Here is an 11,951-nt window from a genome sequence, read left to right on the forward strand (position 1 = left end):
CGAGGGCTACGACTCCGACCCTTCACCGAGGTTGTCGGACACCACCTCGAGCACGTGCGCCCGCGCCTGTACCGCGTCGTCGCCACGCTCGGTCGTCACGGCGGCGGCGAACACCTCGGCGAAGACGAGGTAGGCGACGCGGGATGCATGCTCCAGCTCATCGCGGAAGCTCACACCGGTGGGGGCGAGCACCAGCGACAGCGTCGCGACCTCGGTCAGCGCTGAGGAGGCGAACGACGTCACCGCGATCACGGTCGCCCCGCCGCGGGCTGCGGCCGTCGCGACGCGCAGGCTCGCTTCATTCGCACCGGAGCCGCTCACCACCAGGCAGACGTCGTCTGCGGTGAGGTGACGGGCGGCGATCTGCTGCGCGATCGCATCAGCGATGAACTCCGCTGCCCGTCCGGATGCCGTCAGGCGCATCGCGAGATCGTTCGCGATGGGCGACGACAAGCCGTTCGCGAGCACGAGCAGTCGACGGGCCGATGCCGCGACTCGCACGGCCTCGGCCACGGCATCCGGGTCGAGCAGGCTCGCGAGCGCGGGGAGCGAGGTCGCGAGGCGGTCGATCTCGCCGCGCATCCGGCCGAGCACGCCCGGTCCGTGATCGACCGCGGCTTCCGCCGGAGCGCTGCCCAGTTCGGCGGCGAGGGCGACCCGCAGCTGCGGGTACCCGCGGTAGCCGATGCCCTGGCAGGTGCGGACGACCGTGGCCCGGCCGACGCCGGCGCGTTCGGCCAGCTCCTGGGCCGTCCACTCCACGACCTCGTCTGCCGATTCGACGATCAGCTCCGCAACGCGACGCTCCGCGGGCTGCATCGTGTTGAGCACCGCGGCGATGCGCGCGGTGGGCGGCGCGCTAGGCGAGAACACGGTCACGGGCTCCCTCCATGATCCGGCGGCGGATGGCGCCGGAGGCCGCATCGATCAGCATCGTCACCACGACGACCACGATGAGGAGGACCCCCACCGTCGACCACTCACGGTACTGGGTGTACGAGGTGAGCATGTCGCCGATCCCGCCGACGCCGATCAGCCCGAGCACGGCGGAGGAGCGCACGTTGATCTCGAAGCGATAGAGCCAGAACGACCAGAACGCCGGTTCGGACTGCGGCCACACACCCCAGCGCAGCACCTGCAGGGTGCTTCCGCCGGCAGCGCGCGCCGCCTCGATCGGTCCGCGGGGCACAGCCTCGACGGCCTCGTATCCCCACTTGCCGAGGGTGCCGACGCCGTTGATCGCGAGGGCGAGCGCCCCGGTGAACGGGGTGAGGCCGGTGACCGACAGGATCACGATCGCGATGATGATCTCCGGCACGGCGCGGATCAGCGAGAAGAGTCCGCGCAGCAGGGCCCGCAGCCAGGCGGGCCCGAATCCCCGTGCGGCGACCAGACTGAGCGGCGTCGCGAGCAGGATGCCGAGGATCGTGCCGACCCACGCCATCTCGATGCTGCGCCAGGTCTGCCAGAGCGCCTCCGGCAGCTTCTCCCAGTTCGGGCTCGCGAACATCAGGCCGAGGTACCGGATGATCTCGGCCGGCAGATCGGCGAGACGCGCCCAGTCGATGTCGATCGACCAGAAGGCGAGCACCACGATTCCGGTCACGAGCAGCCAGCCGGCGATCAGCCAGGGCCGTCGGGGCTTGTCGGGGATGACGGTGAGCGCCGCGCTCATACGAGCCTCCGTCGGATCGCGTCGGAGACGACGTCGATCACGATGACGACGATGAGGATCTCCAGGATGATGAGCGAGAGCTGGTCGTAGCGGTAGAACGTGCGCACCGCGTCGATCAGGAGCCCCATGCCACCGGCGCCGACGAGCCCGAGCACCGTGGAGGCGCGCACGTTCAGCTCGAACACGTACAGGGTCTGGTTGGCGAAGGCGGGCCAGGCGTCCGGCAGCGCGAGCGTGCGGTTGATCTTCGTCTGGGTCGCGCCGACCGCGCGTCCTGCCTCCAGCGGGCCGCGGTCGTTCGTGTCGATCGCCTCGGAGACGAGCTTGACGATGATGCCGACGTTGAAGAGCAGCAGAGCCAGGATGCCGGGGAGCGCCCCCACGCCGACCATGGCGACGAGGATCGCCGCGTAGAGCAGGTCAGGGACGCTGCGGACGACGTTGAGGATGCCGCGCACGATGATGCGCGTCGGCGTGTGGGGGTTCGTCGCGCGCGCGGCCCAGAAGCTGAGCGGCAGCGAGACGGCCGCACCGATCGCGGTCGCGATCACGGCCATCTGCAGCGTCTCGATGAGCGGCGGAAGCGTGCGGGGGAAGAAGCTCCAGTCCGGCATGAGCAGCTTGATGATCTTGTCGGCGCCGTTCTGCCAGTTGCGCGCGATGGCCGAGAGATCGACGCCGATGCCGATGCCGGGCAGACACATCACGACGGTGACCGCCACGACGGCGACGACGATGACAGGTCCCTTCCACGCTCCCGGCGGGCGGGCGGGGACGTCGAGATCGGATGCCGGTGCGACGCGGGTCATGTGTCCAACCGGTCTTCCGGGGTGAGCGAGCGACCGTAGATGCTCTCGAAGTCGGCATCCGTCGCACTCGTCGCCGGACCGTCGTAGACGATCTCGCCGGCGCGCATGCCGATCATCCGCGCGCCGTACTCGCGCGCGAGGTCGAGCAGGTGCAGGTTGACGAGCACCGTGATGCCGAGGTCGCGGTTGATGCGGCGCAGGTCGTTCATGACGCCGCGCGCCGTGGGCGGGTCGAGGCTCGCGACCGGCTCGTCGGCGAGCACGATGCGGGGCTGCTGCGCGAGCGCACGCGCGATGGCCACGCGCTGCTGCTGTCCTCCGGAGAGTTCGGACGCGCGGGCGTGCAGCTTCGGGAGGATGCCGACGCGATCGAGCGCCTGGTACGCGAGCTGCCTGTCGGCCTCCGGGTAGGCGCCGAGCAGCGTACGCCACAGGGGCGTGTGGGCGAGGCGCCCGACGAGCACGTTCTGGAGCACGCTCGCGCGGCCCGCGAGGTTGAAGCCCTGGAAGACCATGCCGATGTCGCCGCGCAGGCGGCGGAGTGTGCGCGGCGAGGCGCCGCTCACCCGGTGCTCGCCGACGTCGAGCGTGCCGCTCGTGACCGGCACGAGGCCGTTGATCGTGCGGATGAGCGTGGACTTGCCCGACCCCGAGAGTCCGACCACAGCGACCATCTCACCGGCGTCGATGTCGAGGGAGACACCGTTCAGGCCGACGGTCCCGTTGGGATAGCGCACCGTGACCTCGTCGAAGCGGATGGACCACGGCGTGGACGCCGCAGCCGAAGCTGCGGCGTCCGCGTGCGGGATCTGATCGGACAATTTACTGGAGCCCCAGAGCCTGTGCGGCCCGGGCGACGACGTCGAGCGAGTCGGGGTCGGCCGGAGCGAGCTTGGTGATCGAGTAGATGTTCGTGAGGATCTCGGAACCCTCCGGGGTGTTCGAGAAGTCCTCGAGCGCCTTCGTGATGCGGTCCTGCAGCTTCGGCGACAGGTCGGATGACAGCGCCACTCCGTCGTTCGGGATCTCCTCGGTCAGAGCGAACACGACGACCTTCTGGCCCACATCCGGGGTGTCCTTCGCGACGATCGTGCGGGCGTCCCAGAAGCTGAAACCGACCTCGGCGTCACCGTTGTAGACCGCCAGCACCGAAGCATCGTTCGCCGTGACCGGGATCTGCTGGATGTCGGTGTCGGTGTCGAGCCCCGCTTCCTGCAGCGCCAGGATCGGGTAGATGTACCCGGCGGGCGAACCGGGGCCGAGGACGGCGACCTTCGCCCCCTTGACCTTGTCGATGCTGTCGAGACCCGCAGGTCCCTTCATCGCGTCGGCGCCATTGCAGAACAGCATCCCGTCGCGCTCGACCGGCTCGTCGTCGCAGTACTTGTCGGGGTTGTTCGTCATGAACTGCGCCGGGTACGTGATGTTGCCGTTGCGCTCGGTCTGCAGCACGACCTTCGCGTCGTACATGTCGTTCGCCTGCCACAGCTGCAGCGACGGGAGGAAGCCGATCTGTGCCTGGCCGGCACCCATCGCCTCGACGGCGGCCTGGTAGTCCTTCGAGACCACGCCGGTCACCTCGATGCCGAGCTCCTTGGTGAGGTAGTCGGTGAGAGGAGCCGCGGTGTCGACGAGCCCGTCCTGGTCCTGCGAGGGAACCAGTGCGAGCACGATCGAATCCGGATCGGCGGCGGGCGCTGCCGAGTCGCCGGGAGCCGCGGTGCTGCCCGAGCAGCCGGCGAGCGCCACGGTCAGCAGGGCACCGACGGCGATGGCGCCCGCTGCGGAGGAACGGAAGAGGGAGGTACGCATGTTCATCCTTCGATGGGGGTGGGTGGGTACGGAGGGGTGGTCTCAGCCGCGCAGCCACGCCTCGAGCTGGGGAACCAGACTCGAGAACTCTGCGGCGCGGAAGGTGGGGGTGGCCCGCGGGTCGGGGAAGCCGCCGATCAGCGCGGTCGCGTGCCCGCGGGCGTGGGCGGGGGCGAGGTCGTTGTGCCAGATGTCGCCGACGCTCAGCACGCGGGCGTCGGCCGGGAGGTCGGCGAGCACCGCCTCGAGGCCCTTCGGCTTGCGGGCGCTCGTGACGATCCGGTCGAACAGCCCGGTGAGGCCGAGCGACTCGAGCGCTTCCTCGATGCGGATGGCCGGCGCGTTCGTGACGAGGATGCGCTCGGCGTCGGCGGCTTCCAGGAAGGCGGCGAGACCAGTCGGCGCGGTGATCGGGGCGTCGGCCGTCGCGAGCTGCGCGCGACTGGCGAGGTAGGCGGCGCTCAGGAGGCGCGCATCCGCTCCTCGGCGCTGCGCCGCCTGACGTACGGCGTCGTAGCCGTCGAGCGAGTCGCCGTCGGTCGTCGCGAGCTGCGCGCGGATGCCGTCGACGAAGTCGCCGCGATCGCCGAGTGCCGCTGCCACCTGCTGTGCATAGGCGAGGACCGGGCCGTCGCCGAGTGCGATCGTGCCGTCGAAATCGAAGAGGAGAATGGAGTTCACGGAGTTCTTTCTGTGTGGACGCTCCGTCCATCATGGATAACGATTGTGGACAGAAGGTCCCAATCGTGTGAACGCCGTGTGAACAATCCGTCCACGCGCACCACGTAGGGTGAACGCCGTGGCCGAACTCCGACAGCTCACCCTCGCGGCCTCCGCCGCTGCCGATGGCTCGATCGAGAGCGCGCGCACCGCGCTCGACGCGCTCCCCTGGCTCGACAGCTCGATCCGCGACGACCGCTCCGCCGGCGGTTTCGATGCGTGGGGCCTGTCGACGGCGATCGACGAGAACACCGGATCAGCCGTCATCACCCCGACGCTGTTCGAGGAGCTGCACCGGCGGGCGGGCATCGCCGCGACCTGGCCGATCGGCAACGCGGGACTCGTGCACTGCTACGGCTATCTGCTCTCGCTCGAGGTCACGCCGTACGGGCTCAAGCGCGAGCGCTGGATCGACGGCGCACTCGCCCTGGCGTGCGGACTGCCGACGGACGGCTTCCTCCCCTGGCGCGCGGGCCCGACGCTTCTCGCACGGGCCGTGGCAGCAGCATCCGCCGTTCTGGAGTCGCCGGCGATCGATGCCACCCGGGTGATCGACGGGCGAGAGACCCGCGTCGCCGTCGCCGCCGCAGAGGGTCCGACGGCTCTGGCGTATGCAGTGGCCCCATCCCCGGGCGCGCGGCCGCAGCTCGTCACGATGTTCCCGGTCGCCGAGGCGGCCGCGCCCCTGGAATCCTTCGCAGACGACGCACGCCTGCGCTGGAACGCCGTCTAGCTCTAGCCCCTGTCTGCAGGGTCGAGGTAGCGGCCCACGAACTCGTCGAAGAGCGCGACCATGTCGACGGATTCATCCCACAGCCATTGCAGCTGGATCCCGTCCATCACCGCACTGATCAGGCGCGCGGCGAGCGCGGGGTCGATGTCGTCGCGCACCTCGCCGGCCTCCTGCCCGCGGCGGAGGATCTCCACCGCCTCGTCGGCCCGCGTCCGATAGCGCGCGGCGAACTCGGCGTGCGACGGATGCTCGGGGTCGGTCGCCTCCGCCGAGACGATCGCGTACAGGGAGGTGAGTCCTCGCGATGTCTGGTTGTGGGCAACGACCCGCTTCGCCTGCTCGATCAGGGTGTGCTCGGCAGGGTCACCTGCTGCCGCACGCACCTTCTCGTCACGCTGGTGGAGCACTTCGGCGAACAGCTCCTCCTTGTCGGCGAAGTGATGCAGCAGACCCGCCGGGGTCACCCCGACCCGCTTCGCGATCTCCCGCAGGGATCCGCCGTGGAACCCCGTGCGGGAGAACACGACGAGCGCTTCGTCGACGATCGCCTGCCGTCGCGCCTGCCCCGTCGCGTAGGAGCCGCGCGACCCTCGACCCGCCGCAGGCTGACCGTCCGTGACCACTGCGCACTCCTGTCCCTCGACGTGGCCGGCGCGGAGATTCAGCTCTTGTGGCCGCCTCCGGTGCCCCACGACGATCCGAAATCCTGCTGCCGCATCGCGGGCCGCAGACGCTTCTCCATGTCGCGATCCACGAAATAGGCCTTGAGCTTATCCTTCGTGAGCTCGTTGCCGATCGCTGCCATGATCATCGACTGATCGAGCGACAGGTACCGTTCCGCGATCGTGCCGCTGTGCACGGCGACCGCGTCGTAGAACCCGCCGGGACCGTAGGCGCTGAGGTCGTGCTCGATGCCCTCGAGATTCTTCAGGGCGCCCTTCCGGTCATAGGGCAGAGCGAGGAACGCGGCGTGCGGGGTGACGACCCCGTCACCGAACTCGGGCGCGGGGTTCGTGCCCGTCGTGCATCCCGGCCGGTCGATGTCGACGTCGGTCTGCTCGGCGTCGGACGTGTAGCCGTCGGACCGCATCCCGGCGATGTCGACGCCGTACTCCGCGTATCCGCCGAAGGGGTTGCTCGCGGGTGAGAAGCCCCAGTATCCGTATCCGGCCTCCTCGAGTCCGTGCTGCTTCTGCACCTCGACGGTGATCGGGTGGTTGAGCTTCCAGGACTTCGGGCCCCACTTCGTCTCCGGCACGAGCAGGTCCGGCATCAACGACTCGAACATGCTGCCGCCCCAGCTCGGAACGAACGACATGCCGTTGTAGCTGTAGGCGCCCTCCCAGACCTCGACGCCGTCATAGGTGCGATATTCACCCTCGGGAAGCTGCTCCTGCCAGGCGTAGTCACAGCCGGGGGGCATGGTGCGGTGCGTGCCGTTCAGGGCCTTCGCCGGGATCTGCCCGTTGGCGATGCCGAGGTAGGTCGCGATGCGGCTCTCGCTCACCGTCGTGTCGTAATGGTGGCAGGTGTAATAGGCGGTCTCGCCCGAGCCGTTGTACATGGGCGCTTCGACGCTGCAGTCCGGCGGCGGGGCATCCCAGAATCCGCCGCGATTGGTGCCGGCGGGCAAGCCCGCGGCACCCGCGGGATCGAAGAACGACGCGAAGTCCATCGACTCGTAGAGGGCGTCGGCCTGCGTGGCGAGTCGGGGTTCCGCCTCCCGCACGATGCGCAGCGCGGCCGCCAGCCAGCCGTTGTCCACGGTGCTGAGGAACGGATACACCGGATCGCCGGAATCGGGCCAGGTCGTCAGCTTCTCGCCGGTGGTCGGCGAGTACCAGTTGTAGAACATGCCGCTCGCGTCGTTGCGCTCGAGGCCCTCGAGAGTGTCGAGGGTCGCCGACAGGCGGGATCGCGCCTCGCCAGCGCTGATGATCTTGAGGTCGCGTGCGGTGACGGTCGACCACAGGTACCCGCCGATGTTCGTCGGCGAGGTGTAGGCGCTCGCGGTCTCCAGATCGCCGGTGACGTTGTCGGCCGGAAGGCCCGTCTCCTCATCGGTCATCGCCACCAGGGATTGCCAGGTGTCCTGCGCCCATCGCTTCAGATCCTTGGTGCCCGAACGATCGCCGTCCGCCGTCGCGGGTCCGGCGAGTGTCAGGCCGGAGACGACCAGTCCGACTGTCGCCACTGTGCTCATCCAACGCTTCATCGTGTCTCCTCATCGAGAACGGCGCCGCAAACGCAGCGCACCGATGTGCAAAAACCTAACACGTGTTCAGTGTTCACTCAACCCCTCTGCGCGTGTAGCACCCTGCTACACTGTGTGCATGAGCAGCACGATGCCCACGCGCGTGGATGGCGATCTCTTCGAGGTCGCGAAATCGATCGGCGCCGAGTCGAGCCGCAGCGCGGCCCAGCAGATCAATCACTGGGCACGAATCGGACGCGAATTGGAAGCCTCACCACGCGTGAGCCATCGCGATATCCGACGGGTGCTCGCGAGCGAGGCGTCCTACGACGATCTCAGCGAACGCGATCAAGCCGTGGTCCGCGCGACCTGGGACGAGCAGATCGTCGAACGGCGCACCCGGCTCGATCTCGCCGCGGAGTTCACCCGGTCGGGACGACGGTGGACGGATGCTGACGCCCAGGGCCACCCTGTCGCTCACGGCGACGACTCGGATTCCTGACGGGTGCCCCTCCTCCATCTGCTCGCAGGGCCCAACGGGTCAGGCAAGTCCACCTACGTCGACCGCATCCTGGAGCCGGTGACCGGCCTGCCATTCGTCAACGCCGACCTGATCGCTGCGGAGCGCTGGCCGAGCGCGCCCGCCGAGCACGCCTATGAGGCATCGCAGATCGCGGCCGACGCGCGTATCGAACTGCTGATCGCACAGAGATCCTTCATTACCGAGACCGTCTTCAGCCATCCGAGCAAGGTCGACCTCGTCGCCGAAGCGGTCGGACGCGGATATCTCGTCCAGCTGCACGTCATGCTGCTACCGGTCGACGTGAGCGTGGCCCGCGTGGCCGAACGCGTGCGAGCGGGTGGGCACGATGTTCCCGAACGGAAGATCCGCGAAAGGCATGCACGGCTGTGGGATCTGATAGCGCAAGCCCGCCGCGTCGCCGATCGCACGGAGTTCTTCGACAACAGCACCGCGCGTGCGCCGTTCCGCCTCGTCGCGACGTACGAACACGGAACGCCCGTAGGAGCAGTCGAGTGGCCGGCCTGGACGCCGGCCGGGCTCCTCGACTGAACCGTCCACCTCAGCGCGGCGCGTGCGCCTCGAGGAACTCGTACACATCGGTCGTGTCCACCCCGGGGAAGCTCCCGGTCGGAAGTGTCGCCAACAGGGTGCGCGGGGTCTTCACATTCGGCCAGGAGTTCTCCCGCCAGCGCTCCTCGAGGTCTGCAGGCGCCCGGCGGCAGCACACCTCGACCGAGTGCTTCGAGACCCCGCGATGCGTGGTGTCCCGCCCGACGAACCACTTGGTGTCGTCGAAGCGCACCCCGACGCTCACGGAGTGCAGGCCCTCACTCGATGACTCGACGCGGGCGGTGCACCAGTAGGTGCCGTTGCCCGTGTCGGTGTACTGGTAGTACGGGTTGAAGCGGTCGTCCTCGTCGAAGACCACGCGGCTGGTCCACCGGCGACAGCACATCTGCCCCTCGATGGCGCCGAGCCGATCGGTCGGGAAGTTGACGTCGTCGTTCTCGTACGCCTTGGTGATGGTGCCCGACTCGTGCACCTTCAGGAAGTGCACCGGGATGCCGAGATGACGGGTCGCGAGGTTCGTGAACCGGTGCGCCGCCGTCTCATACGACACCGAGTAGGCGTCGCGCAGATCCTCGATCGAGATCGCGCGGCGCGACTTGGCCTCATGCAGGGCCGGGACCACGTGGGCCTCAGGAATGAGCAGCGCACCCGTCAGATAGTTGGTCTCGACCCGTTGCCGCAGGAACTCGGCGTAGCTGCGCGGCTCTGCGTGCCCCAGCATCCGGCTCGACAGCGCCTGCAGCACCGCCGTGCGGGCATCTCCCTTGGCGGGCACACTGCTCGACAGGTACAGGCGGCCGTTCGCGAGATCGGCGACGCTGCGGGTGGTCTGCGGCAGGTCGGGCGCGTAGTGCAGCGAGAAGCCGAGGTACGCGGCGATCTCGGATGCCGTGCGCTGCGTGAGCGGTCCGCCGGGGTGGCGCACCGCCGCGAGGATCTCGGATGCTTTCGCCTCCAGATCGGCGAAATGGTTGTCCTGGCTACGCATGAGATGACGCAGCTCGACGTTGGCCCGGCGCGCCTCCTCCGGTGTCGCCGCCCGCTCGTCCCGGAGGCGGTCGATCTCGCCGTGGAGAGCGAGGAGCGCCCTGAGCGCCTCGGTCGGCACGGACTTGGCGATGCGGAACGGATCGATGCCCAGGGCTTGGAACGTCTGGCCCTTCATCGCACGCTCCAGGGCGATCTCGATGGCGCTGCGCTCGTCGAGCGGCTCGCCCTCGAGCAGCGCGTCGAGCGTGACGCCGAGCGCGCGCGCGATCGCCTGCAGCTGGGTGAGCTTGGGCTCGCGCTTGCCGGTCTCGATCATCGAGAGCTGGCTGGGGGCACGGTCCACCGCCGCGGCGAGGTCGTCGAGGGTCAATCCCCTCGCGGTGCGCAACTGCCGGATGCGGCGTCCGATCGTGAGGGCGTCGGTGTCTTCTGCGGCGTCAGCGGTGACCATGGCGCCGATTCTGTCACAAAAACAGAATTTCGGGCATTCTTCACCCCAAAATCGGTCAGGGGGACCCCCGAAGTTCACGCAGAGTGGATGCCAAGCCACCCACTCTCACCGAGGAGACACCATGACGAACACCACAGGAACCCCCGCACCCCGCCCCGCCGGCCTGCGAGCCGGCGACCAGGTGCAGACCGCCGCGGAGCTCCAGGAGATCTGGGAGACGGACCCGCGCTGGGACGGCGTCGAGCGCACCTACACGGCTGAGGACGTCATCCGCATCCGTGGTTCGGTCCGGGAGGAGTCGACGCTCGCCCATCGCGGCGCCGAGAACCTCTGGAACCTCCTGCACACCGAGGACTACGTGCGGGCGCTCGGCGCCTACACCGGCGGTCAGGCCGTGCAGCAGGTGCGCGCGGGCCTCAAGGCCATCTACCTCTCCGGGTGGCAGGTCGCGGCCGACGGCAACCTCGCAGGTCAGACCTACCCGGACCAGTCGCTGTACCCGGCGAACTCGGTGCCCGCGGTTGTCCGCCGCATCAACAACGCCCTGATCCGCCAGGACCAGCTCGAGCACGCCGAGGCTCTCGCGGGGACGGGTGAGATCACCCAGGACTGGCTCGCACCGATCGTCGCGGATGCCGAAGCCGGGTTCGGTGGCCCGCTGAACGCCTACGAGCTCGCGCAGTCGCTGATCCAGGCCGGCGCCGCCGGCATCCACTGGGAGGACCAGCTGGCGAGCGAGAAGAAGTGCGGCCACCTCGGCGGCAAGGTGCTCGTGCCCACGCAGCAGCACATCCGCACCCTGAACGCCGCACGTCTCGCGGCGGACGTCGCGGGAGTGCCGACGGTGATCATCGCCCGCACCGACGCCCTCGCCGCCGACCTGCTCACGAGCGACGTCGACGAGCGCGACCAGCAGTTCACCACCGGCGAGCGCACGTCGGAGGGGTTCTACCGCATCCGCCCGGGCATCGAGTCGGTCATCAGCCGCGGCCTCGCCTTCGCCCCCTACGCCGACCTGCTCTGGGTGGAGACGGGTGAGCCCGACATCGCGCTCGCCCGCGAATTCGCCGCGGCCGTCCACGCCGAGTTCCCCGGCAAGCTCCTCGCCTACAACTGCTCGCCGAGCTTCAACTGGAAGAGCCACCTGTCGGATGCCGAGATCGCGACGTTCCAGCAGGAGCTCGCCGACCTGGGCTACAAGTTCCAGTTCATCACCCTCGCCGGCTTCCACGCCGTGAACCACTCGATGTTCGACCTCGCCCGCGGCTACGCCGAACGCGCCATGAGCGCCTACGTCGAGCTGCAGGAAGCCGAATTCGCCGCCGAGGCGCACGGGTACACCGCCACCAAGCACCAGCGCGAGGCGGGCACCGGCTACTTCGACGTCATCTCCACCGCGCTCAACCCCGACAGCGCGACCCTCGCCCTCGCCGGCTCCACCGAAGCCGCGCAGTTCCACTAAGCCGAAGGACTC

Annotated in this window: 13 protein-coding genes; 4 read left to right on the plus strand and 9 right to left on the minus strand. The window is 68.9% G+C overall.

All coding sequences use genetic code 11. The features are described from left to right. Positions 1-6 precede the first annotated feature (6 nt). The 6 genes from V5D55_RS01040 to V5D55_RS01065 are packed head-to-tail and all read right to left on the minus strand — an operon-like array spanning position 7 to position 4,977. Complete coding sequence (locus V5D55_RS01040; RefSeq protein WP_435746796.1) at positions 7-879, minus strand: MurR/RpiR family transcriptional regulator; 873 nt, start codon at positions 877-879, stop codon at positions 7-9. Further along, positions 860-1,675: a phosphonate ABC transporter, permease protein PhnE gene (phnE, locus tag V5D55_RS01045; RefSeq protein WP_435746798.1), complete on the minus strand. Its 816-nt coding sequence runs from the start codon at positions 1,673-1,675 to the stop codon at positions 860-862. The genes V5D55_RS01040 and phnE (V5D55_RS01045) overlap by 20 nt, the downstream gene beginning before the upstream one ends. Further along, entirely contained in the window at positions 1,672-2,484 is an 813-nt protein-coding gene (phnE, locus tag V5D55_RS01050) for a phosphonate ABC transporter, permease protein PhnE (RefSeq protein WP_435746800.1), read from the minus strand. Before phnE (V5D55_RS01050) ends, phnE (V5D55_RS01045) begins: the two co-directional genes overlap by 4 nt. Continuing rightward, positions 2,481-3,305, minus strand: a complete 825-nt coding sequence (gene phnC, locus V5D55_RS01055; protein ID WP_435746802.1) for a phosphonate ABC transporter ATP-binding protein — start codon at positions 3,303-3,305, stop codon at positions 2,481-2,483. The genes phnE (V5D55_RS01050) and phnC overlap by 4 nt, the downstream gene beginning before the upstream one ends. A 1-nt stretch (position 3,306) precedes the next feature. Next, positions 3,307-4,296: a phosphate/phosphite/phosphonate ABC transporter substrate-binding protein gene (phnD, locus tag V5D55_RS01060; RefSeq protein ID WP_435746804.1), complete on the minus strand. Its 990-nt coding sequence runs from the start codon at positions 4,294-4,296 to the stop codon at positions 3,307-3,309. Between the two features lie 42 nt (positions 4,297-4,338). Next, positions 4,339-4,977, minus strand: a complete 639-nt coding sequence (locus V5D55_RS01065; protein ID WP_435746806.1) for an HAD family hydrolase — start codon at positions 4,975-4,977, stop codon at positions 4,339-4,341. 118 nt (positions 4,978-5,095) lie between these two features. Between V5D55_RS01065 and V5D55_RS01070 the strand changes: the two genes are divergently transcribed. Then, complete coding sequence (locus V5D55_RS01070) at positions 5,096-5,749, plus strand: amino acid deaminase (RefSeq protein ID WP_435746808.1); 654 nt, start codon at positions 5,096-5,098, stop codon at positions 5,747-5,749. Between the two features lie 2 nt (positions 5,750-5,751). Here the strand turns inward: V5D55_RS01070 and V5D55_RS01075 are convergent, their stop codons facing one another. Then, complete coding sequence (locus tag V5D55_RS01075) at positions 5,752-6,372, minus strand: TetR/AcrR family transcriptional regulator (protein ID WP_435746810.1); 621 nt, start codon at positions 6,370-6,372, stop codon at positions 5,752-5,754. Between the two features lie 38 nt (positions 6,373-6,410). Beyond that, entirely contained in the window at positions 6,411-7,952 is a 1,542-nt protein-coding gene (locus V5D55_RS01080; protein WP_435746812.1) for a glucoamylase family protein, read from the minus strand. A 130-nt stretch (positions 7,953-8,082) separates the two neighbouring features. On the opposite strand from V5D55_RS01080, the gene V5D55_RS01085 reads away from it, so the two are divergent. Further along, complete coding sequence (locus V5D55_RS01085; protein ID WP_435746814.1) at positions 8,083-8,445, plus strand: TA system antitoxin ParD family protein; 363 nt, start codon at positions 8,083-8,085, stop codon at positions 8,443-8,445. A gap of 3 nt (positions 8,446-8,448) precedes the next feature. Next, positions 8,449-9,015, plus strand: coding sequence for an AAA family ATPase (locus tag V5D55_RS01090; RefSeq protein WP_435746816.1), 567 nt, complete (start codon positions 8,449-8,451; stop codon positions 9,013-9,015). A 10-nt stretch (positions 9,016-9,025) separates the two neighbouring features. Here V5D55_RS01090 and V5D55_RS01095 read toward each other — a convergent pair whose 3' ends face one another. After that, complete coding sequence (locus tag V5D55_RS01095; RefSeq protein ID WP_435746818.1) at positions 9,026-10,477, minus strand: helix-turn-helix domain-containing protein; 1,452 nt, start codon at positions 10,475-10,477, stop codon at positions 9,026-9,028. A gap of 121 nt (positions 10,478-10,598) precedes the next feature. On the opposite strand from V5D55_RS01095, the gene aceA reads away from it, so the two are divergent. After that, positions 10,599-11,939: an isocitrate lyase gene (gene aceA, locus V5D55_RS01100; RefSeq protein ID WP_435746820.1), complete on the plus strand. Its 1,341-nt coding sequence runs from the start codon at positions 10,599-10,601 to the stop codon at positions 11,937-11,939. Positions 11,940-11,951: the final 12 nt, after the last annotated feature.

The organism is Microbacterium sp. PMB16 (genome assembly GCF_051294855.1).
Taxonomy (GTDB): Bacteria; Actinomycetota; Actinomycetes; order Actinomycetales; family Microbacteriaceae; genus Microbacterium.

Bases quoted from the DNA above. Each gene is read 5' to 3' on its own strand.
- phnE (WP_435746798.1), bottom strand. From the start codon at position 1,675: ATGAGCGCGGCGCTCACCGTCATCCCCGACAAGCCCCGACGGCCCTGG.
- V5D55_RS01085 (WP_435746814.1), top strand. From the start codon at position 8,083: ATGAGCAGCACGATGCCCACGCGCGTGGATGGCGATCTCTTCGAGGTC.
- aceA (WP_435746820.1), top strand. From the start codon at position 10,599: ATGACGAACACCACAGGAACCCCCGCACCCCGCCCCGCCGGCCTGCGA.
- phnE (WP_435746800.1), bottom strand. From the start codon at position 2,484: ATGACCCGCGTCGCACCGGCATCCGATCTCGACGTCCCCGCCCGCCCG.
- V5D55_RS01080 (WP_435746812.1), bottom strand. From the start codon at position 7,952: ATGAGCACAGTGGCGACAGTCGGACTGGTCGTCTCCGGCCTGACACTC.
- phnD (WP_435746804.1), bottom strand. From the start codon at position 4,296: ATGCGTACCTCCCTCTTCCGTTCCTCCGCAGCGGGCGCCATCGCCGTC.
- V5D55_RS01095 (WP_435746818.1), bottom strand. From the start codon at position 10,477: ATGGTCACCGCTGACGCCGCAGAAGACACCGACGCCCTCACGATCGGA.